Source organism: Pseudomonas sp. NUPR-002 (genome assembly GCF_056322725.1).
Genome location: NZ_CM150476.1, coordinates 4,849,312 through 4,869,586, shown reverse-complemented (window position 1 = coordinate 4,869,586; position 20,275 = coordinate 4,849,312). Strand labels below are relative to the sequence as shown.

Annotated in this window: 25 protein-coding genes; 17 read left to right on the top strand and 8 right to left on the bottom strand. The window is 59.8% G+C overall.

Features of this window, described 5'->3' with window-relative positions:
* Positions 1–14: 14 nt before the first annotated feature.
* From ACVWSC_RS22390 to recX, 12 genes are all read left to right on the top strand, one after another.
* Positions 15–1,181 carry a phage tail sheath subtilisin-like domain-containing protein gene (locus tag ACVWSC_RS22390; protein WP_442109233.1) on the top strand — a complete coding sequence of 389 codons (1,167 nt, stop codon included), beginning with the start codon at positions 15–17 and terminating at the stop codon, positions 1,179–1,181.
* Positions 1,182–1,197: 16 nt separating this feature from the next.
* A complete protein-coding gene (locus ACVWSC_RS22385; protein ID WP_442109232.1) occupies positions 1,198–1,707 on the top strand; it encodes a phage major tail tube protein in 510 nt (169 codons plus the stop codon).
* 9 nt (positions 1,708–1,716) lie between these two features.
* Entirely contained in the window at positions 1,717–2,019 is a 303-nt protein-coding gene (locus ACVWSC_RS22380; RefSeq protein ID WP_442109231.1) for a phage tail assembly protein, read from the top strand.
* A 140-nt stretch (positions 2,020–2,159) separates the two neighbouring features.
* Positions 2,160–4,235 carry a hypothetical protein gene (locus ACVWSC_RS22375; protein ID WP_442109230.1) on the top strand — a complete coding sequence of 692 codons (2,076 nt, stop codon included), beginning with the start codon at positions 2,160–2,162 and terminating at the stop codon, positions 4,233–4,235.
* Between the two features lie 9 nt (positions 4,236–4,244).
* On the top strand, positions 4,245–5,090 hold the full coding sequence (locus ACVWSC_RS22370) for a phage tail protein (protein ID WP_442109229.1): 846 nt from the start codon (positions 4,245–4,247) through the stop codon (positions 5,088–5,090).
* Positions 5,065–5,271: a tail protein X gene (locus ACVWSC_RS22365; RefSeq protein ID WP_442109228.1), complete on the top strand. Its 207-nt coding sequence runs from the start codon at positions 5,065–5,067 to the stop codon at positions 5,269–5,271. Before ACVWSC_RS22370 ends, ACVWSC_RS22365 begins: the two co-directional genes overlap by 26 nt.
* Before the next feature lie 68 nt (positions 5,272–5,339).
* Positions 5,340–6,356 carry a phage late control D family protein gene (locus tag ACVWSC_RS22360; RefSeq protein WP_442109227.1) on the top strand — a complete coding sequence of 339 codons (1,017 nt, stop codon included), beginning with the start codon at positions 5,340–5,342 and terminating at the stop codon, positions 6,354–6,356.
* A 28-nt stretch (positions 6,357–6,384) separates the two neighbouring features.
* A complete protein-coding gene (locus ACVWSC_RS22355) occupies positions 6,385–6,936 on the top strand; it encodes a glycoside hydrolase family 19 protein (protein ID WP_442109226.1) in 552 nt (183 codons plus the stop codon).
* Positions 6,933–7,418: a lysis system spanin subunit gene (locus ACVWSC_RS22350; protein ID WP_442109225.1), complete on the top strand. Its 486-nt coding sequence runs from the start codon at positions 6,933–6,935 to the stop codon at positions 7,416–7,418. The genes ACVWSC_RS22355 and ACVWSC_RS22350 overlap by 4 nt, the downstream gene beginning before the upstream one ends.
* Positions 7,419–7,478: 60 nt before the next feature.
* A complete protein-coding gene (locus tag ACVWSC_RS22345) occupies positions 7,479–7,961 on the top strand; it encodes a CinA family protein (protein ID WP_442109224.1) in 483 nt (160 codons plus the stop codon).
* 103 nt (positions 7,962–8,064) lie between these two features.
* Positions 8,065–9,135, top strand: coding sequence for a recombinase RecA (gene recA, locus ACVWSC_RS22340; RefSeq protein WP_442109223.1), 1,071 nt, complete (start codon positions 8,065–8,067; stop codon positions 9,133–9,135).
* An 8-nt stretch (positions 9,136–9,143) separates the two neighbouring features.
* Positions 9,144–9,611, top strand: coding sequence for a recombination regulator RecX (gene recX, locus ACVWSC_RS22335; protein WP_442109222.1), 468 nt, complete (start codon positions 9,144–9,146; stop codon positions 9,609–9,611).
* Positions 9,612–9,624: 13 nt separating this feature from the next.
* On the opposite strand, the gene ACVWSC_RS22330 is transcribed toward recX, so the two are convergent.
* A complete protein-coding gene (locus ACVWSC_RS22330) occupies positions 9,625–10,743 on the bottom strand; it encodes an LOG family protein (protein WP_442109221.1) in 1,119 nt (372 codons plus the stop codon).
* A gap of 391 nt (positions 10,744–11,134) precedes the next feature.
* Here ACVWSC_RS22330 and ACVWSC_RS22325 point away from each other — a divergent pair, with 391 nt between their 5' ends.
* Positions 11,135–11,335 carry a hypothetical protein gene (locus ACVWSC_RS22325; protein WP_442109220.1) on the top strand — a complete coding sequence of 67 codons (201 nt, stop codon included), beginning with the start codon at positions 11,135–11,137 and terminating at the stop codon, positions 11,333–11,335.
* A 2-nt stretch (positions 11,336–11,337) separates the two neighbouring features.
* Here the strand turns inward: ACVWSC_RS22325 and ACVWSC_RS22320 are convergent, their stop codons facing one another.
* A complete protein-coding gene (locus ACVWSC_RS22320) occupies positions 11,338–11,754 on the bottom strand; it encodes a quorum-sensing-regulated virulence factor family protein (protein WP_442109219.1) in 417 nt (138 codons plus the stop codon).
* Between the two features lie 237 nt (positions 11,755–11,991).
* Between ACVWSC_RS22320 and ACVWSC_RS22315 the strand changes: the two genes are divergently transcribed.
* The 3 genes from ACVWSC_RS22315 (at position 11,992) to ACVWSC_RS22305 (ending at position 14,045) form a co-directional block, all read left to right on the top strand.
* Positions 11,992–12,762, top strand: a complete 771-nt coding sequence (locus ACVWSC_RS22315) for a tRNA-uridine aminocarboxypropyltransferase (protein WP_442109218.1) — start codon at positions 11,992–11,994, stop codon at positions 12,760–12,762.
* Between the two features lie 190 nt (positions 12,763–12,952).
* Positions 12,953–13,603 carry a response regulator transcription factor ErdR gene (erdR, locus tag ACVWSC_RS22310; RefSeq protein WP_442109217.1) on the top strand — a complete coding sequence of 217 codons (651 nt, stop codon included), beginning with the start codon at positions 12,953–12,955 and terminating at the stop codon, positions 13,601–13,603.
* A gap of 76 nt (positions 13,604–13,679) precedes the next feature.
* Positions 13,680–14,045 carry a diacylglycerol kinase gene (locus ACVWSC_RS22305; protein ID WP_442109216.1) on the top strand — a complete coding sequence of 122 codons (366 nt, stop codon included), beginning with the start codon at positions 13,680–13,682 and terminating at the stop codon, positions 14,043–14,045.
* On the opposite strand, the gene ACVWSC_RS22300 is transcribed toward ACVWSC_RS22305, so the two are convergent.
* A complete protein-coding gene (locus ACVWSC_RS22300; protein WP_442109215.1) occupies positions 14,042–14,968 on the bottom strand; it encodes a LysR family transcriptional regulator in 927 nt (308 codons plus the stop codon). The genes ACVWSC_RS22305 and ACVWSC_RS22300 overlap by 4 nt on opposite strands.
* Before the next feature lie 119 nt (positions 14,969–15,087).
* Between ACVWSC_RS22300 and fpr the strand changes: the two genes are divergently transcribed.
* Positions 15,088–15,867 carry a ferredoxin-NADP reductase gene (fpr, locus tag ACVWSC_RS22295; RefSeq protein ID WP_003222277.1) on the top strand — a complete coding sequence of 260 codons (780 nt, stop codon included), beginning with the start codon at positions 15,088–15,090 and terminating at the stop codon, positions 15,865–15,867.
* Positions 15,868–16,000: 133 nt separating this feature from the next.
* On the opposite strand, the gene tsaA is transcribed toward fpr, so the two are convergent.
* The 5 genes from tsaA to rimO form a co-directional block, all read right to left on the bottom strand.
* Positions 16,001–16,693: a tRNA (N6-threonylcarbamoyladenosine(37)-N6)-methyltransferase TrmO gene (gene tsaA, locus ACVWSC_RS22290; protein WP_442109214.1), complete on the bottom strand. Its 693-nt coding sequence runs from the start codon at positions 16,691–16,693 to the stop codon at positions 16,001–16,003.
* A gap of 7 nt (positions 16,694–16,700) precedes the next feature.
* Complete coding sequence (locus ACVWSC_RS22285) at positions 16,701–17,162, bottom strand: YehS family protein (protein ID WP_442109213.1); 462 nt, start codon at positions 17,160–17,162, stop codon at positions 16,701–16,703.
* Between the two features lie 47 nt (positions 17,163–17,209).
* Positions 17,210–17,920 (bottom strand): rRNA pseudouridine synthase, encoded by a 711-nt coding sequence (locus tag ACVWSC_RS22280; RefSeq protein ID WP_442109212.1) that lies wholly within the window; start codon positions 17,918–17,920, stop codon positions 17,210–17,212.
* Between the two features lie 130 nt (positions 17,921–18,050).
* The gene (locus tag ACVWSC_RS22275) at positions 18,051–18,521 is read right to left on the bottom strand and encodes a GNAT family N-acetyltransferase (protein WP_442109211.1); all 471 of its coding nucleotides are present in this window, start codon (positions 18,519–18,521) and stop codon (positions 18,051–18,053) included.
* Between the two features lie 339 nt (positions 18,522–18,860).
* A complete protein-coding gene (gene rimO / locus ACVWSC_RS22270; RefSeq protein WP_442109210.1) occupies positions 18,861–20,198 on the bottom strand; it encodes a 30S ribosomal protein S12 methylthiotransferase RimO in 1,338 nt (445 codons plus the stop codon).
* Positions 20,199–20,275 lie beyond the last annotated feature (77 nt).

Sequence of the window (20,275 nt, the reverse complement as noted above, 5' to 3'; positions counted from 1 at the left end):
CTGGAGATTTATTTATGAGTGGATTCTTCCACGGCGTTACCGTTACCAACGTCGACACCGGCGCGCGCACTATCGCACTGCCTTCTTCCTCGATCATCGGTCTGGTCGACACCTTCACCGAAGGCCCGACTGCCAGCGCCAAGGTCAATGATCTGGTGCTGATCACCAGCGAGCGTGAAGCTATCGCCGCCTTCGGTGCCGATGCAGCCATCACCAAGGCCTGCCAAGCGATCTATAGCCGCGCCAAGGCGGTCATCGTTGCCTGTGGCGTGGCCAAATTCGAGGATGCTGCCGAGCAAACCTCGGCGATCATCGGCGGAGTATTGGCCGATGGTAAGCGTACCGGTCTGCAGGCGCTGCTCGATGGCAAAAGCCGCTTCAACACTCAGCCTCGGCTGCTGGTTACACCCAAGCACAGCGCGACCCTGGCAATCGGCACCGCACTGGTAGCCCTGGCTGACAAGCTGCGTGGCCTGGCGATTCTCGATGGCCCTAACACCACCGATGAAGCGGCGATTGCCTATGCCGAAAACTTCGGCGCCAAGCGCGCGTTCCTGGTCGATCCAGGCGTGCAGTACTGGGACACCACCGCAGATGCCACCGTCGATGCACCAGCCTCGGCCTGGGTCGCCGGTCTGTTTGCCTGGACCGACACTGAGTATGGCTTCTGGGCTTCGCCATCGAACAAAGAGTTTGTCGGCCTCACCGGCACCAGCCGCTCCATCGAGTATCTGGATGGCGACGCCACCTGCCGGGCCAACCTGCTCAACAACGCCAACATCACCACCATCATTCGTGATGACGGCTACCGCCTGTGGGGCAACCGCACCCTGAGCAGCGATCCGAAATGGGCATTCGTCACCCGCGTGCGGACCATGGACATCGTCATGGACGCAATCCTCTACGGCCACAAGTGGGCAGTCGACCGATCGATCACCGCGACCTACGTCAAGGACGTGACCGAAGGTCTGCAGGCGTTCATGCGTGATCTGAAGGCCCAGGGCGCAATCATCAATTTCGAGGTGTTCGCCGACGCCGAGCTCAACACCGCCAGCCAGCTGGAGCAGGGCAAGGTGTACTGGAACATCCGCTTCACCGACGTGCCGCCTGCCGAAAACCCGAATTTCCGTGTCGAGGTCACCAACCAGTGGTTGACCGAAGTCCTCGACCAAGCCGCTTAATCAAGGAGCAACAACCATGGCAATGATTCCCGAAACCCTGGCCAACCTGAACCTGTTCGTCGATGGCGTCAGCTTCCAGGGCGATGTACCCAGCCTGACCCTGCCCAAACTGACCCTGAAGATGGAAGAGCACCGTGTCGGCGGCATGGACATGCCGATCGAACTCGACATGGGCATGGAAAAGCAGGAAGCCGGTTTCGTCACCACCGGCGTGCGTCGCGAGTCGCTGAAGTTCTTCGGCCTGGCCGACGGCTCGTCGTTCAGCGGTACCTTCCGCGGTGCCTTCAAAGGCCTCAAGGGGCGTGTCACGCCGGTCGTCGTGACCCTGCGCGGAGCCCTCAAAGAAGTCGACATGGGCGACTGGAAGGCAGGCGACAAGGCTGAGATCAAACACAACGTGGCGCTGACCTACTACAAGTTGGAAGTGGACAGTCAGCTGATTTACGAAATTGATCCGCTGGGTATGAAGCGCGTCATCAATGGCGTTGATCAACTCGCCGCGCAACGCTCGGCCCTGGGCCTGTAAGGAGGCTGTATGAGCCAGGCAAACAAGACCCCAGGCTGGTTGAGCGTGAGTGCCGAACGTGTAGTCGTGACACTGAGCAAACGCTCCGAAGCCAACGGCGTGCAGGTTGACAGCCTGTCGCTGCGTGCGCCAACGGTGCGTGACATTCGTGCGGCGCAATCGACGGCCAATAACGATGATGAACAGCGCGAACTGAACCTGTTCGCCTCGTTGGCCGAAGTCGGTATCAAGGATCTGGAAGGGCTTGCCCTGAAGGACTACAGCCGTTTGCAGGCCGGTTATTTTCGTCTGGTGCAAGACGACGAGGTTTGACCCCGCCGTGCAGAGAGCGGCGGCAAAGCGGCTCGCCAAAGAGCTGAACTTTTCCGCCGCCGAAATCATGACCATGTCGTTCAGCGACATGGTCTGGTGGCTCACGGATTAAGCCGGTGACCTGGCGATAGGGGGAGCAGATGGTAAGGAGTTTCATATCGACACTGGAGCTGGGTGCCTCCGTTATCTTCACGATAGGTATCGCGCTCAAACGGGTCGAAGACCAGATCAAGAAAAACACCCAGGTGTTGGAAAGAATATCCGCCGAAGGATTACGCCTGCCTGACCAGATGAAACCTGCAGCGGCGGGCAGCTGTTGCGGATTGGCGGAGTTGCGACCTTATCTGGACACAACACTGAGTCTGCTTGAACAGCAATTGATCGCGCTGCGCAAGCCGCAGCCAGTGCTGGTGCAGGAGGGCAGTAGCGGTTCGGCAACAACCGAGGCAACACCTGAAAGGGACAACCTGTCAGCCTTTGAGGGGCTGCCAATAGTCGGTCAGGCGATTACCTACGGGCGGGCGGCTTTGTTGCCCACTCAGATCAGTGCGCAGTTCCAGAAGATCATCCGTGATATCACCATCAGTGCGGGTCTGCCAAAGGATGAAAAGTCTTCTGCGCAAGGCGCAAGTGTGAAGGCTGATGGCGTAAAGATTTCGTTGACAGAGCAGGACGTGATTGCCGCGGTGAAGAAGATCACCACCGACACCGGGATGGAACGCAATCAGGCCGCGATGTTGATCAAACAGTTGTATGGCACGGGCATGGGGCTGGACAAAGCCCTGGAATACGCACCCGTGGCGGCGACGTTCTCAGTTGGGCAGGATGCCGCTATTGGGGACACTACGCGCTTGATCAGCGAACTGCTGAGTCACCCGAAAATAGCCGGGCCGGATGAGCTGAAAAGGGCACTGGAGATCATAGTGTCCCAGCGCAAGGGGTCGGGGGAGGGCGCTGCTGCTCCCCTTGCGGATGCGCAGCATCAGCAGTTGGATGCAACGTTTGAGAAGCCTCAAGTTGAGGGGGCTACCAGCATCCTTGACGCGGATATGGAGGCACGCCGAGACACTTCAGAGCGGCGCTTGAGCGAAGCGTCCGATGGTGTCGATAACGCGCTCCTCAGCCTGGGGGATTCCGTTCGGCCGTTATCGGACTGGGTGGCTGGGGTCGTCGAAGAAAAGGCAAACGCATTCGCCCAAGCGCCGGATGCAGTCAAATGGCTGACTGTCGGTGTGGCAGCGCTTGGCACGACATTGCTGGCGCTCAAAGGCGGCACTGTCGTTCGCAGTCTGCTGGATAAGGTACGCCATCGGTTTAAAGGTTCGCCGATACCGGAGGAGGCAGTACAGGGCAGCCCTGAGACAAGCGCAGGTCCGACTAGTGCCTTTGCGTTCAACGATCCGCTTAATGTGTTCGTCGTCAACGCCAGTGACATCGGTTGTTGTACTGGCTTGCAAGAGAGGAAGCGAATTCGTCCTGTTCGGGACCGGCAGAACAAAGCTCACTCACAGGCTTCGAAAGTCCCGCCCTCTGGAAAAAGGCGACGTAGCGGAGTGGGGTTCGCACCGGCATCGGCTGGCGCTGTTTCTGCTCAACCGAGTAAGCAGGCAGCATCGGTTGGCAAAGTTGGCAGCCTGATCAATCGCTTTCGTCGCCCCGCGGTTCAGGAGGCCGGTGACAGGGTCATCTCCACGGCATTGACTGCGGGTACCGCAGAACAAAAAGCCGAGGGTTACGGTGCTGCGGCTGGCGGCTTGTTGGGATCGGTGATCGGTGGTGTTGTGGGCTCGGTTATTCCAGTGGTCGGAACGTCCATTGGTGTCATGCTTGGTGGTATGGCGGGCGATGCCATTGGCGGTTGGCTGGGCAAGCGCCTGGTGACGCCCAGCAGTGAGCAGCCATTAGCTGACAAGCCTACCGATAACGCACTGGCTGCAGCACGACCGGGCGATTTGGTGCGTTCACTGGCCAGCGCTGCACCTGAGAGTCAGGCCTTACCAATGCTGCTCAAAGCGAACCCTGAACTCGTTACGGCACCTGCGGTTAATCAGCAATTCACCTTCACGCCCAACATGCCCATCACTGTTCAAGGCAGCGTTTCCGATCCCACTCAGCTCGCGCAGAACTTGCAAGCCATGGTACGTCGTGAGCTGGAGGAACTGATGCGCATGGCGACTTCCCGGCAACTGTCCGACGTGCCGCATGTCTACGTTTAAGGAGCCCCCATGACTTACATGCAACAACTACAGTCAGCCCTGCGCCACGTGGTCAAGGCCGGAGAGGATGGGCGCCATAGCATCGACAAAGTGCTGGAACCCATGAATGGTGCCGTCAGCGACATCAAGGCGGTGGTTGCCGATCTGGAAGCCATCCCCTATGTCGGGCCGGTGATTGGCGCCAAGCTGCAACGCACCCTGCGCGCCATTGATACCGCACAAAAGACTGTGCAAAAGGTCGTGGACAAGTACAACCAAGGGTTGGCGAAGGTGGTCCAGGTGCAGGGACAGGTCCAGGTGTTCGGCGAGCAGGTCGCCAAGGCGGCGGCGAAGATCAATCAGATTGCCGGCAAGATCCATCCATCGCTGAGTAACATTTTGCCTGTCGGCAGCTTTATGCCCGATGTCACCCCGGCAGCGGAGGCGGTCAAACCCTTTCCTCATCTGTTGATCTTGCAACCGTTGGATGGCGTGTCGCCCGCTTATTACTTCAACCTCGACACCGCCGCATTCGAAGAGCTGCGTCGGCAGACCAGTTTTCGCTGGGTCGGGCAAGAGCGCCTGACGCGCAGCGCTGCCCAGCAGGCAGTGAGTCTTGGGGAGGAAAAAATCAACATCCGCGGCGCAGTGTTTCCAGCGCTCAAAGGCGGGCTTGGCCAGCTGCAGACACTGCGCAGCTTCGGCCGACTGTTACGCCCGTTGAGCCTGGTGACGGGCTACGGTCAGGTGTTGGGTAATTGGTGCCTGACCAGCATCGACGAAGAACAGCGCTACCTGCTGGCCGGCGGCATCCCGCGTAAACAAGGTTTCACCCTGGAGTTTGTGAGCTATGGCGACGATCTGCAGAACCTCTGAAGGGGATGTACTCGACACCCTGTGTCAGCACTTCTACGGGCACCTGAACGGTAGCGTCGAAGCGGTGCTCAACGCCAACCAAGGCCTGGCTGACCAGGCCCAACCATTGCGTGCCGGCATTCTGATTCTGCTGCCAGAATTGCCCATCGCCAGTGATGCCACGGTTCAGTTATGGGATTGACGGCCTGCTCATTTTTACCGCTACCGAACCCCGCCATGTGCGGGGTTTGCTTTTCTGGAGCCTGAGCCATGCAACCCGTTTTTCGAATCATCGCTGATGGCAACGACATCACCACGTTGATCAACGACCGATTATTGTCACTGCGAACAACCGATAAACCGGGCATGGAGTCGGACGATTTCGAGCTGCGTATCGATGACCGAGACGGCGCCGTGATGTTACCCGCGCGCGGGGCGGTCATTGAAATTCACTTGGGGTACGCCGGCCAGACACTGACCCGTCTGGGGCGCTACACCGTGGATGAAGTCGAGCTGTCCGGGCCACCCGATAGCGTGATTATCCGGGGCAAGGCCAGTGACATGCGCGGCACCGGCAAGACCATACGCAGCGGCAGTTGGGAGGATGTTCCATTGCTGCAGGTTGTGCGTGACATCGCCGCGCGCAATGGCTGGCAACCGGCGTGCCCGGTGCAGACCCGATTGCAGCGGGTCGATCAGTTCAATGAGTCCGATTTCAACTTCATTACCCGCCTGGCCAAGCAATACGACTGCACGGCCAAGCTCGCCAATGGCACCTTGCTGGTGCTGCCGCGCCAGGGCGGGCACAGCGCAAACGGCAAGGCTCTGGGGATTGTCGGCCTGCGCCGCGCGGATGTCACCCATTGGCAGATTCGTCTGGCGGACAAGGGCACATACAAGGCCGTACAGGCCCGCCATCAAGACCCGCGCAATGGCCAGGCCAGGGTAATCGAACTGGCAAACGCCGACGCACCACAAGGGGCAGCGCCGGTGCATACCGACCGCCACCTTTACCCAGACAAGGCGTCGGCAGAGCAGGCTGCCAAAGCCCGGCTGGCAGCGCTCAATCGCAGTACTGCCAATGTGCGCCTGGAAATGCCGGGGCGTACCGATCTGTTTACCGAACGCAGCGTTGATCTCAAAGGTTTCAAGGCCGGGCTCGATGGTGAGTACCTGGTGGAGTCAGTGGAACAGGTGTTCAGCAACGCCGGCTGGACGACCACGGTCGAGTGCAATGGCGGCAAGCAGGGCAAAGCCAGGGCCAAGGGTACCAAGCCGCGCAAGTGAATGGATGGCCGATACAGAGGAGGTACATATGGACATTACTGAAAAAACACTGTTGTCGATTTTCCCCAATGCCCGCCAGCAAGCGGGCGTTTTTGTACCCGCGCTGAATGCCGCCATGCAGCGCTGGGAGATTGATTCGCCGCGACGCGTGGCGGCGTTTCTGGCGCAGGTCGGGCATGAGTCCGGCCAGTTGCGTTATGTCAAAGAGCTGGGCGGTGAGCGCTACCTGTCGCGTTATGACACCGGCAATCTCGCCTTGCGACTGGGCAATACACCTGAGGCCGATGGCGATGGCCAGCTGTATTGCGGCCGAGGCTTGATCCAGATTACCGGTCGCAACAACTACCATGCCTGCAGCATGGCGCTGTTTGGCGATGAACGATTGCTGGACTTACCGCAGCTACTGGAGCAGCCACGCTGGGCGTGCGAGTCGGCAGCCTGGTTCTGGCATTCGCGCGGGCTCAACGCTCTGGCCGACCGCGCGGAGTTCAACCGCATCACCCGTCACATCAACGGCGGGCTCAATGGTCTGGAGGATCGCCTGAAGCTCTGGGTGCGGGCTCGGGAAGTGCTGTGTTGAGGCGCTTGCCAGCGCTGTTGCTGGTGCTGCTGGTCTGCGCGCTGGTCTGGCAGGTGCAGGCATGGCGTTACGGCAAGCAGCTGGCGCAGCAAGCGCAGGCTCATGCTCTGGAGCGCCAGCAGCAGGCTGAAAACCTCGCGCGTCAACAGCTTGGCGAACGTCAGCAACGTCAGGTGTTGGAGCAGCAGATCCAGGCCAACGATCAATCCCATTATCAGGAGCTACTCGATGCTCAACAGGCTCAAGCTCGTCTGCGTGACCGCCTGGCTACTGCTGATCTGCGGCTGTCAGTCCTCCTGGGTGCCGACCCCGTTGCCGCTGTGCCAGCCACCTCCGCCGCCACCGGCATGGATCATGACCCCGTACGCGCCGGACTTGAGCCAGCGCATGCTCGACGAATTATCGCCATCACCGACCGGGGAGATCTGGGACTGATCGTTCTGCGTGCCTGTCAGGCGTATGTGCAAACGCTGCAACACTGAAGCTGTGTCGGCCAGCGCCTGCTGGTGTAGGGTAGGCAGCAATCTTTCCAGGAGCGTGCCATGGACCCGATCACTGCACTATCTGCCCGTTTGGGCGAACACCTGCGACGCTTCAAGGCCCAGGTGACCACGGCCGAATCCTGCACCGGCGGCGGTATTGCCGAGGCGATCACGCGGATTCCAGGCAGTTCGGCCTGGTTCGAAGCCGGCTATGTGACCTACTCCAATCAGCAGAAGACCCGCCAACTGCAGGTGCCGGAAAGCTTGTTCGGACAGGTCGGCGCGGTCAGCCAGGAGGTGGTCGAGGCCATGGTGCGTGGTGCCCAGGCGGCCAGCGGTGCGCGTTTCGCGGTAGCGGTCAGTGGCGTGGCCGGGCCAGACGGTGGTTCACCGGCAAAACCGGTGGGCACGGTGTGGCTGGCCTGGGCCGACGGCAACCATGTGAGCAGCGAGCGCAGGCACTTTGATGGTGACCGCGATGAGGTCCGCCGACAAACGGTAATCGCCGCGCTAGAGGGCTTGTTACAGCTTGGTGCAGAGTAAATCGCACATCGGGGGTAGGCGGGAACAAAAGCCTGTGGAATAATACTGGCTACTTATACAGGTGTTCTGGCCGTCAGGCCCTATCGATTACGTGAGGACTTCAATGGACGACAACAAGAAGCGCGCCTTGGCTGCGGCCCTGGGGCAAATCGAGCGTCAATTCGGTAAAGGCGCGGTCATGCGCATGGGCGACCACGAGCGTCAGGCGATTCCGGCCATTTCCACCGGTTCCCTGGGCCTGGACATTGCCCTGGGCATTGGCGGTCTGCCAAAAGGCCGTATCGTCGAGATCTACGGTCCTGAGTCGTCCGGTAAAACCACGCTGACCCTGTCGGTGATCGCTCAAGCCCAGAAAATGGGCGCGACCTGCGCCTTCGTCGACGCCGAGCACGCCCTCGATCCCGAGTACGCCGGCAAGCTGGGCGTCAATGTCGACGACCTGCTGGTCTCGCAGCCGGACACCGGCGAACAGGCCCTGGAAATCACCGACATGCTGGTGCGCTCCAACGCCGTTGACGTGATCATCGTCGACTCCGTGGCTGCTCTGGTACCCAAGGCTGAAATCGAAGGCGAAATGGGTGACATGCACGTGGGCCTGCAAGCCCGTCTGATGTCCCAGGCGCTGCGTAAAATCACCGGTAACATCAAGAACGCCAACTGCCTGGTGATCTTCATCAACCAGATCCGTATGAAGATCGGCGTCATGTTCGGCAGCCCGGAAACCACCACCGGTGGTAACGCGCTGAAGTTCTACGCCTCGGTTCGTCTGGACATCCGCCGTACTGGCGCGGTGAAAGAAGGCGACGAAGTGGTTGGTAGCGAAACCCGCGTCAAAATCGTCAAGAACAAGGTGGCACCGCCATTCCGTCAGGCTGAATTCCAGATTCTGTACGGCAAGGGCATCTACCGCAATGGCGAAATCATCGACCTCGGCGTGCTGCACGGCTTCCTGGAAAAATCCGGTGCCTGGTACAGCTACCAGGGCAGCAAGATCGGTCAGGGCAAGGCCAACTCGGCCAAGTTCCTGCAAGAGAACCCGGAAATTGCCGCCACCCTCGAGAAGCAGATCCGCGACAAACTGCTGAGCGCTGGCGCGGTTGATGCGGCTGGTAAAGCGGCTGCCGTCAATGCTGAGCCTGAAGACGATCTGGCCGACGCCGAAGCTGGCTACTGATCGTTGTCATGTCCGTCGTACTCGATACTCCCGTCGCCGTAAGGCGGACAGCCATGGACCTGCTCGCACGCCGCGAGCACGGTCGAGTCGAGCTGACGCGCAAACTGCGTCAGCGCGGCGCTCCCCCCGAATTGATCGACCAGGAACTCGACCGTTTGACGGAAGAGGGCCTGCTCAGTGAAGCCCGCTATCTGGAAAGCTTCATCAGCTACCGCTCGCGCTCTGGCTATGGCCCGGCGCGTATTCGCGAAGAACTCAGCCAGCGCGGCCTGCAACGCAGCGATATCGACCAGGCCCTGCGCGAATGCGCGGTGGATTGGGCAGGGCAATTGCAGGATGTCTGGCAGCGCAAGTTTTCTGGCCAGTTGCCTGGCGACCCGCGCGCCCGCGCACAGCAAACCCGTTTTCTGGTCTACCGTGGTTTTTCCATGGAGATGGTCGGCCGCCTGTTGAGCGGCCGAGGCTTGGACGATTAGCGCAACGCCAGGGCTAGGTGACCTTCAAGGCTTCACGGGCGCGTTGTGTGGTGTGCATTGGTTCAGGCTTGGCCCAGTTTTCCGAGAGGTTGATAAAGTCCACCAGCTCGCGCAGGCGCCCCTGGTCGCGGCCATTGAAGGCGAACGTCAGGCGCGTCAGGTGGCTGAACCGGGCCTCGTCATGATGCTCCCCTGAATAGGCATGCTGGTGGTACTGGCCGCTCAGGCGCAGGTCGGCAAAGCCTTCTTGCAGGTCGAGCAATGCCCCCTCGCTGAGTGGATGATGCATGCGAATCACGAACTGGTTCTTCAGCCAACGACTTGAGTGGTAGTTGCTGTAGAACTGGTTGATCTCTTCCACGGCTTCTTCGGCACTTTGCACCAGACGCAACAGTTTCAGGTCGCTGGGCAGGATGTAGCGGTTCTCTTCCAATTGGCGGGTAATGAAGTTCAGTGCGTCCTGCCAGAAGTTACCGCCAGGGGAATCGAGCAACACAACCGGTACCAACGGGCTCTTGCCGGTCTGGATCAACGTGAGCACTTCCAGCGCTTCGTCGAGGGTGCCGAAACCACCTGGGCAGAGCACCAGAGCATCGGCTTCTTTGACGAAGAACAGTTTGCGAATAAAGAAAAAGTGAAACGGCAGCAGCCGGTCCGTGCCGTCGACCGTGGGGTTGGCATGCTGCTCGAACGGCAGGGTGATGTTGAAGCCCAGGCTGTGATCAACCCCAGCCCCTTCGTGCGCAGCGGCCATGATGCCACCACCGGCACCGGTGATCACCATCAGGTTCGAGCGCGCCAGGGTGGCGCCCAGCTCACGGGCCAACGCATACATCGGGTGTTCGATCGGGGTACGTGCCGAACCGAACACCGTGACCTTGCGTCGCCCCTTGTACTGCTCAAGGGTGCGAAAGGCGTGGTCCAGCTCGCGTAAGGCTTGCAGGGTGATTTTGGCGTTCCAGCGGTTGCTGTCGTCCTGGGCCATACGCAGGACTGTCAGCATCATGTCGCGGTACAGCGGTAGGTTGGGGCTGTCTGGAGCAACCTGCTTGAGTTGTTCTTCCAGCTTGCTCAGATCGATTCCGGTGTTCTTGAAGTGACTCGCCAGCAGTTCGTTCGGTTGGTACGGCATTCAACGTCTCCTTCTGCAGCAAAACCTCTGACCGGAACTTAGTGTGTCCGGCCGCGACACTGCGTGTGTCGCTGGCTGCTGTGGCTCGAGTGTGCGCCTCGAGCATTGCAGTAGACCTGCAAGGTCTTAGTGCAGTGGTGGTGGGCTCATTGTCGTTTTGCTCCGCCCTGCAAAGGCAAGGCGTAGGCAGGCATCCCCCTGTGCGAGCCCTGAAACGGGCGGGCGCTTGCTATCAATCTAGACGTTGATGGCTATTTGTGCCGAAAGGATCTTCACTGTGGGAGGTAGCAGAGGAGGTGAGGCAGACCGCTCGTCAGTCAGGGGCCAGGCCAGGCGTGGGTCTGGTTAACTGGAGGCGTGAGAGACTGTAGTTGTGCAGGGAGGCTTTATTATGCAACGGCTTAATCTGGAGCTCGATGCCCAGCTATTTGAGCAGCTCGAGCGCTCGGCCCAGGCCAATAACCTGAGCCTTGAAGAAGAGTGTCTGCGGCGCTTGGGGGGCGGCAAGCGGCACTCACGTTACGTCCAGGCCCTGGTGGCTGAACTGCGCGCCGATGAAAAGCAGCGGCGCGACAGCGAGGAGCTGGCCTAGGCTTATTTGCTCAGCTTGATGCCGCAGCTTTTGGCATCGAACGCTTGTTCGCCCACCTGGCGGTTGGTCTTGTATTCGGTGAACCGGTAGGTCAGCACTGCACCTTTGGCCAGCAATTGGCGGTAGCCGGTGTTTTTGCACACGCTGGCGCCCAGTTGGTCGCGCACTTTTTCCGGGTTGGCCTGCATTTGCTGGGCGTGGCTGGCGCGTACGCTCAGGTGGTTGATCAACTGCCGGCCTTCAACGGTATAGCCCTGATCAAGAATGTCCTCGTTGATCGCTCGCGGCGTGCCCACACTGCTTTCCGTAGCTACTTTCTGCAGCATTTTGCTCAGTTCGTATTCCTGCTTGGAAGCGGCGGTGGCGGCCAGCGGCAGGGCGAGCAAAAGGCTCAAGGTCGGGGCGATGAAGCGCAGCATGAATTTCTCCTGGTTCGGTAACTGGCGATTTGACCGGCAACTGCGCACGGTGTTCCCTCACGTGCAGAGCGGGGCGCCAGCAGGTAACGACAGGGGAAGGATTATAGGGGAGTCGGCAGGCAGCCTGCACGGCAAATACCATCTGCCGCTCAGCGGGCTCTGTTAAACTGGCGCGGTTTCCTTGTCTTGCCGAGTTCGCGCTGTGCCCTCTCTTTCTTGCCTATACAGTCTGTTGCCATGAGTCATGCCGTATCGCGCTTGCGCGCCGAGCGCCTGGCGCGCAGTGTCAAACCGTTCGTTGCGCGCGGATCACGGGCGCCTCGTTGCCCGCATTGCCGAGTGATTTTCAGCCATTGCCTGTGCGCCTGGCGTCCGCAAGTGCCTTCCGATTCAGCCATGTGCCTGCTGATGCACGACACCGAGCCGTTGAAACCGAGTAACACCGGCTGGTTGATCGCTGACCTGATCAGCGACACCTCGGCGTTCAGCTGGCAGCGAACGGCTGTCGATGAACAACTGCTAGCCTTGCTTGATCAACCGCACTGGCAGCCCTACATTGTTTTTCCGGGGGAGTTCGTCGAGCCGCAGCGGGTCGTCAGCGAGGTGGTGCGCGAGCCTGGCAAGCGACCGTTGTTCATCTTGCTGGATGCGACCTGGACTGAAGCGCGCAAGATGTTTCGCAAGAGCCCGTACCTGGATCGCTTCCCGGTGCTCAGCTTGCAACCCGAGCAGTTGTCGCGCTACCGCTTGCGGCGCTCCAAGCGTGACGATCACTTTTGCACTGCTGAGGTAGCTGCAATGTGCCTGGAGCTGGCGGGTGATCAGCACGCCGCGCAAGCCCTGGATGCCTACCTGGATGTATTCAGCACCCACTACCTGAGCGCCAAGCATCAGTGGCCGGTAGATGAGCAGGATGCCGTGCACCAGCGTTTGCATACCTTCCTTTGTGGCGCATTGCGTCATAATGGCCAGGCTGGCGACCAATGTGTGCATGGCTTGACCGGGTAATCAACTTGACCACCCGGTTCTGGCTCGGCATCCTTGGCGCCGATTCGGGCATGTACAAGGCTTGAAACATCGCTGTTCCTGGCCTTGAAGTGCCTTTTGGGTGTGCGGTCTATGCCGTCAACACCTTGAGTTGCCCGCCAGGCGCCTATTCTTCCTCCCTGCGCCTGCACAGAACAGGATCATTAGATTAATGGCCACGTACGAAATCCTGATTGCCGATGACCACCCGCTGTTTCGCAGTGCCCTGCGTCAGGCTGTAACCCTGGGGCTGGGGCCCGATGTTCGCCTGGTAGAAGTGGCAAGCATCGCCGAGCTGGAAACCCACCTCGCAGAAAAGTCCGACTGGGACCTGGTACTGCTGGACCTGAACATGCCGGGTGCCTACGGTTTCTCAGGCCTGGTGCTGCTGCGCGGGCAATACCCGCAAATTCCGGTGGTGATGGTGTCGGCTCAGGAAGAGGCCGCCGTCGTAGTGAAATCGCGAGAGTTTGGCGCCAGTGGCTTCATTCCCAAGTCCAGCTCACTGGAAGTGATTCAGGATGCGGTGAAGAAGATCCTCGACGGTGAAGTCTGGTGGCCGCCGCAGGCTTTCGAAAAAGTTGATGTCTCGGCAGAGGCCAAGGCCGCCAGTGAGGGCTTGGCAAGCCTCACGCCGCAGCAGTTCCGGGTGTTGACCATGGTCTGTGAAGGGTTGCTCAACAAGCAGATTGCCTATGAGCTGAACGTCTCGGAAGCGACCATCAAGGCCCATGTGACGGCGATTTTCCGCAAGCTTGGCGTGCGTACGCGCACTCAGGCGGCCCTGCTGTTGCAACAATTGGAATCGGTTTCTTCCAGCTGAAGTCACAGTCTTCACGCTTTTTTGACCCGACCTAAACTAGGCTGCTGCGCATTTTTCAGTGGATGAAGTGACCTTTATGTCATCGCCTTTCAAGGGCCAGACCGGCCTCAAACGTATCTTCAATGCTGCCGGCTACTCGTTTGACGGTCTGCGCGCAGCCTTTACCGGTGAAGCGGCGTTCCGCCAACTGGTGCTGCTCAATGTGGTGCTGATCCCCGTGGCGTTCTGGCTGGATGTCAGCCGCGCCGAACGGGCGATCCTGATTGCCGTGTGCCTGCTGGGGCTGATCGTTGAACTGCTCAACTCGGCTATCGAGGCCGCCATCGACCGGATCTCCCTGGACCGTCATCCATTGTCGAAAAATGCCAAGGACATGGGCAGCGCTGCCCAAATGGTAGCGCTGACGATAGTCGGACTGGTGTGGGCGGTGATTCTGCTCTAAGCGATGTTGGGCAGAACGATCTGATCACTACGCCGCACACCGGCGGTAAAGTTACGGCACAGTTCAAGAAACTCGCGCATGGCGGAAGTCTGGTACTTCTGCTTGTGCCAGATGAAATAGAACTGTCGGGCGAGGTCCAGCTCCGGAGTTTCCACCGCGACCAGGCTGCCACGCCGGAAGGCATCGCGCAGTGCCAGGCGTGAAATACAGCCAATGCCCAGGCCAGACTCCACAGCACGCTTGATAGCTTCGGTGTGTTCAAGCTCCAGGCGGATGTTCAGGCTGGAGCGGTGGTGGCGCATCGCCTGGTCGAAGGTCAGACGGGTACCGGAGCCTTGCTCGCGCAGAATCCAGGCTTCGTGCGTGAGCTCTTCCAGGCTGGCCCGGCCGCGGCTGGCCAGTGGGTGTTGCGGGGCACAAAACACCACCAGCTCGTCTTCCACCCAGGGTTGCACTTCAAGATCCTGATGGTTGCAATCGCCTTCGATTAGACCCAGATCAATTTCATAGTGGGCGACCTGTTGCACGATATGCGCAGTGTTCTGCACATGGAGCTTGACCTGACTTTCCGGGTGGACCTGCATGAAACTGCCGATCAGTAGCGTGGCCAGGTAATTGCCAATCGTCAGGGTGGCGCCGACCGCCAGGGAGCCGAAGCCGGATTTGCCGTTGAGCAAATCTTCGATTTCCTTGGCCTGATCGAGAAGGGCCACGGCCTGTGGCAGCAGTTGATGGCCCAGCGCGTTGAGGCTCAGGCGTTTACCGGCACGGTCAAACAGCTGGCAGCTGGACTGGCGCTCAAGTTCGGTGATCGATGTACTGGCAGCCGATTGCGATAGCGCCAGTATGCCTGCGGCTCGCGAGACGCTCTGATACTGGGCTACGGCGACGAACACCTGGAGTTGACGAAGCGTAAATCGCATATCTATATAACCGATAAGACATATCTTGATAATTCATTTAACAGATATTGTCGCTCGCACTAAACTATCGCGCAATCGCGCTCTAGGTTAGCGCTGCGTTTTATTTCAGGAGCCCGTACATGAGCAACATGAACCACGAACGTGTCCTCAGTGTTCACCACTGGAACGACACCCTGTTCAGCTTCAAGTGCACCCGCGATCCGGGTCTGCGCTTCGAGAACGGTCAGTTCGTGATGATCGGCCTGCAACAGCCCAACGGCCGCCCGCTCATGCGCGCCTACTCGATTGCCAGCCCGAACTGGGAAGAGCATCTGGAGTTCTTCAGCATCAAGGTGCCGGATGGCCCGCTGACCTCGCAGCTGCAGCACCTGAAGGAAGGCGATGAGATCATCATCAGCAAGAAGCCTACCGGCACGCTGGTGCTGGACGACCTCAACCCAGGCAAGCACCTCTACCTGCTGAGCACCGGCACTGGCCTGGCGCCGTTCATGAGCGTCATCCAAGATCCGGAAACCTATGAGCGTTTCGAAAAAGTGATCCTGGTTCACGGCGTGCGTTACGTCAACGAAGTCGCCTACCGTGAGTTCATCACCGAGCACCTGCCGCAGAATGAGTTCTTCGGTGAGGCGCTGCGCGATAAACTGATTTACTACCCAACCGTTACCCGCGAGCCGTTCGAGAACCAGGGGCGTCTGACCGACCTGATGCGCAGCGGTAAGCTGTTCAGCGACATCGGCCTGCCGCCGATCAATCCTCAGGACGACCGTGCAATGATCTGCGGTAGCCCGAGCATGCTCGACGAAACCAGCGAAGTGCTCGACAGCTTCGGTCTGAAGATTTCGGCGCGTATGCGTGAGCCAGGCGACTACCTGATCGAGCGTGCCTTCGTTGAGAAGTAAGCAACGCTGAAACAAAAAAAGCAGGCCTAGGCCTGCTTTTTTTTATTGACCTCTGGTGTGGGAGCGGGCTTGCCCCGCGATGCAATCTGACAGACAAACCGGTATCGCGGGGCAAGCCCGCTCCTACAGGTCACTAATCCAACACCACTTCCAACACGCGGATCTGATCCGGCTGCGGATAGTGCCAGCGCACCTGCACATCCCAGAACTTCACCCCGTATACACGCTCCGGCGCCGGGATCTGGTACGCCGGGCGCGGGTCTTGGGCCAGGCACTGTTCGATCAGTTCTACCAGCGGCTCTGCAAGGCGCTGGGCGTGCTCACAAGCCTGGGGCAGGGCGCTGTCGCTCCAACTGACGGCAATTGGCGCAGGCGGCGCGCTGGCCATCTGGTTAGTCGCCGTGCTGACGGCGTCGGCATAGGGCACATAGGGCTTGATATCAAGCACCGGGGTGCCATCGAGCAAGTCGATGCCCGACAGCAACAAGCGCCCGGCCTCTACTTTTTCCAGGCGCACCACCGACTGGCCAATGCCATTCGGTCGGTGGGTGGCGCGGGTGGCAAACACACCCATGGAGGTATTGCCACCCAGGCGCGGTGGGCGCACCTTGAGCCGGGGTTTGTCTTCCAGGGCCTGGTGAAACAGGAACAGGATCCACACATGGCTGACCTGTTCGAGCCCGGCCACGGCATCACCGCTGTCAAACGGCGGTAGCAGCTCCAGCACGCCACGCGCCGCAGGCGCCAGTTGAGGCTGGCGCGGGATGGCGAACTTTTCCTTGAAGCAGGAACGAACAAAACCGATCGGTGCAACGCTGTAGTTCATCGGCGGCTCAGCCACGAACCCGCAGGGTCAGACCCTTGAGGAAGTTACGCAGCAGTTGGTCACCGCAGGGCCGGTAGTTGTTATGCCCGACTTTGCGGAACAAAGCGCTCAGCTCTGGCTTGGACACCGGGAAATCGGCAGCCTTGAGGATCGCGTGCAGGTCGTCTTCCTTCAGCTCGAACGCTACCCGCAGTTTCTTCATGATGATGTTGTTGGTCACCGGCAGTTCGATGGGCAGCGCAGGGCGGCTATCGTCTTTGCCGCGCTTGAACATCACCAGGCCATCGAGAAAGTGCGCAATGACTTCGTCGGGGCAGCGAACAAAACCTTCTTCATCCTCTTTTTTCAGGTAGCCGGCAATGTCGCTGGTGCTGACATTGAAGCCGGTAAGCTTGATGATATCGGCCAGTTTGGCGTCGTTGACGTCCAGCAGGTAGCGCAGGCTGCGCAGTACATCGTTGTGAATCATGGTGACAATCCTGTTCGGGGCGCTGCCCGGGTGGCGGCGCCTTGTTGCTAGAATCTTTCGCTGCTCGCCAGGTAGCGCCACTGGCCCAGCGGCAGCTTGCTCATGGAAACGCCGCCCAGGCGAATCCGGCGCATGCTCAGCGGCGTGACGCCAACGCTGCTGCACAGCAAGGCAATCAGACCCGGCTGCGGGTTTTTCAGGACCATGCGCAGGCGCGTCTCGTTTTGCCAGCTGGCTTTGATCTTCGGCAGTTCGTTGCCCTTCCAGGTGAACCCGCGGTTAAGTCGCTCCAGGCCGTGGGCGATCATTTCACCGCTGACCTCAACCACATATTCCTGTTCAAGCTTGGCCAGGTCGGCGTTGAGCTTGCGCGTTACCCGCCAATCCTGGGTGAACACTTGCAGGCCGCTGGCGCCGTCCTGCAAGGGGGCGACGCAGCTCAAACGGGCAAAATGCCCCTTGAGTGGGCGACGCCCCTGGCTGTGCTCGGCCGACAGGTTGCTGGTTGTGATACTGCGACAGGCGCTCTCGATGTCCAGCCCGGCCGGTTGGTGCAGTAACAGGGTGACCGGTTCCAGGGCTTCGGCGCGGGCGCCGGCCAGCAGCTCGACGCGCTGGTCGGCTACCTTGAACTGCGGTTCGTCAACCACAGCCCCATCGACAGTGACCCAGCCGCCTTCGATGTACAGTTCTGCTTCCCGGCGGGAGCAACCGACCAGTTCGATGAGGCGTTTGGAAAGGCGAATGGGTTCAGACATGACGACAGCCGTAGGCATAGGGAAAGATGCCTATTGTAACCGTCCGGGCGCACTCAGGCCCGGCTACATTCGCCCGTCCGGGCATTAATCTGCGATTTCACTGCATTTCAGAAAAGTATTACGCTTTCTGTCAGCCAGTTTTGACGGATTCTGCCTGAATCAGCCTTAGGTGGAGTAAGGGATAGGGTTGGCCCATGCCATCCGTTTCCGAGCGTCCTACAACTTCGAAGCCCTGACGCAGGTAAAAACCCAATGCCTGGGGATTTTGCTCGTTAACGTCCAACTGGTCGGCATTGAGTTCGTCGATGGCATAACGCAACAGGCGTTTGCCCAGGCCTTGGCCACGCAGGGCCGGATCGATAAACAGCATTTCCACGCGCCCGGCGGCCACCCCGGCAAAACCGGTGATGCGCTGGCGGGCATCCTTGCAGCAGATCAGCATCACTGCATCGAGGTACTGGCTCAGTAGCAGTTCACGCAACAGGCAGATATAGCTTTCGGGCAGGAAATCATGGGTCGCACGCACCGACGCTTCCCAGACACGCGCCAGCTCCGGGTAGTCGCTGAAGCTTGGAGTCTGCACGTTGTTGTGCCTGTACATTGCGTTGTTCTCCTTGGGTAATTGAGAGAACGATAGTTGTAAAAAAAGATTCTTCCCCGGCATTCCGTAAAGATCCTTTTTTGGGTTCTTCACGGAGAGCGTTGAGGGCTGTGGGCTTATCCAATTGCTGTGGTGGCACCTGGAGGGCTGGTCGCGGTGGGAGCGGGCTTGCCCCGCGATCTGGTGCGATACAGCAAATCGCGGGGCAAGCCCGCTCCCACCGGCAGGGTCAGCCCAGCCACCCCATCAAATGGATAAGCCCACAGCCCTCAACGCTCTCCGTGAAGAAGCAAAAAAAAGCCCCGCCAGAATCGGCAGGGCTATTTTCAACCGCTACGGTCAGATGGGTTCAGCCCACATGTCGTACTCGTCGGCGTCGGTCACCCGGCAGCGCACGGTGTCACCCGGCTTGAAGCCGTGGTTGCCATCGATGAACACATTACCGTCGATTTCCGGCGCGTCGAAGTAGCTGCGGCCTACCGAGCCTTCTTCTTCAACTTCGTCGATCAGCACGTCGATTTCGCGGCCGATACGCAGTTGCAGGCGGGCGGTGCTGATTGCCTGCTGATGGGCCATGAAACGATCCCAGCGCTCTTGCTTGACGTCGTCCGGAACAACATCCAGGCCCAGGTCGTTGGCCGGGGCGCCTTCGACTGGCGAGTACTGGAAGCAGCCGACGCGGTCGAGCTGGGCTTCGGTCAGCCAGTCGAGCAGGTATTGGAAGTCTTCTTCGGTTTCGCCTGGGAAGCCGACGATGAAGGTGGAGCGGATGATCAGCTCCGGGCACTGTTCGCGCCATTTCTTGATGCGCGCCAGGGTGCGGTCTTCGAAGGCAGGGCGCTTCATCGACTTGAGCACTTTCGGGCTGGCGTGCTGGAACGGGATGTCCAGGTACGGCAGGATCTTGCCGGCGGCCATCAGCGGGATGATGTCGTCGACGTTCGGGTACGGGTAAACGTAGTGCAAGCGCACCCAGGCACCCAGGCTGCTCAGGGCTTCGCACAGTTCGAGCATGCGGGTCTTGACCGGACGGCCGTTCCAGAAGTCGGTCTTGTACTTGACGTCGACGCCGTAGGCGCTGGTGTCCTGGGAAATCACCAGGATTTCCTTGACCCCGGCCTTGACCAGGCGCTCGGCTTCGCTCAGCACGTCGCCCACCGGACGGCTGACCAGTTTGCCACGCATCGATGGAATGATGCAGAAGCTGCAGCTGTGGTTGCAGCCTTCGGAGATCTTCAGGTAGGCGTAGTGGCGCGGCGTCAGCTTGACCCCTTGCGGCGGCACCAGGTCGATCAGCGGGTTGTGGTCCTGGCGCGGTGGTACCACTTCGTGCACTGCGGTAACCACTTGTTCGTACTGCTGCGGGCCGGTTACGGCCAGCACGCTTGGGTGCACGTCGCGGATGTTGCCTTCCTCGACACCCATGCAGCCGGTAACGATGACTTTGCCGTTTTCCTTGATGGCTTCACCGATGACCTCAAGGGACTCGGCCTTGGCGCTGTCGATAAAGCCGCAGGTATTGACCACCACCACATCGGCGTCCTGATAGGTGGGCACGACTTCATAGCCTTCCATGCGCAGCTGGGTCAGGATGCGCTCGGAATCGACCAGGGCCTTGGGGCATCCCAGAGATACGAAGCCGACCTTAGGCGTGGTTGGCGTAGGAGTGGTGGACATGACTAACCTCGGTGTAAGGGGGACAGTCGTGCCACAAGCGCGCTGTCCTGTTGGGCGCTAGCAGCGCCTCTGATCAA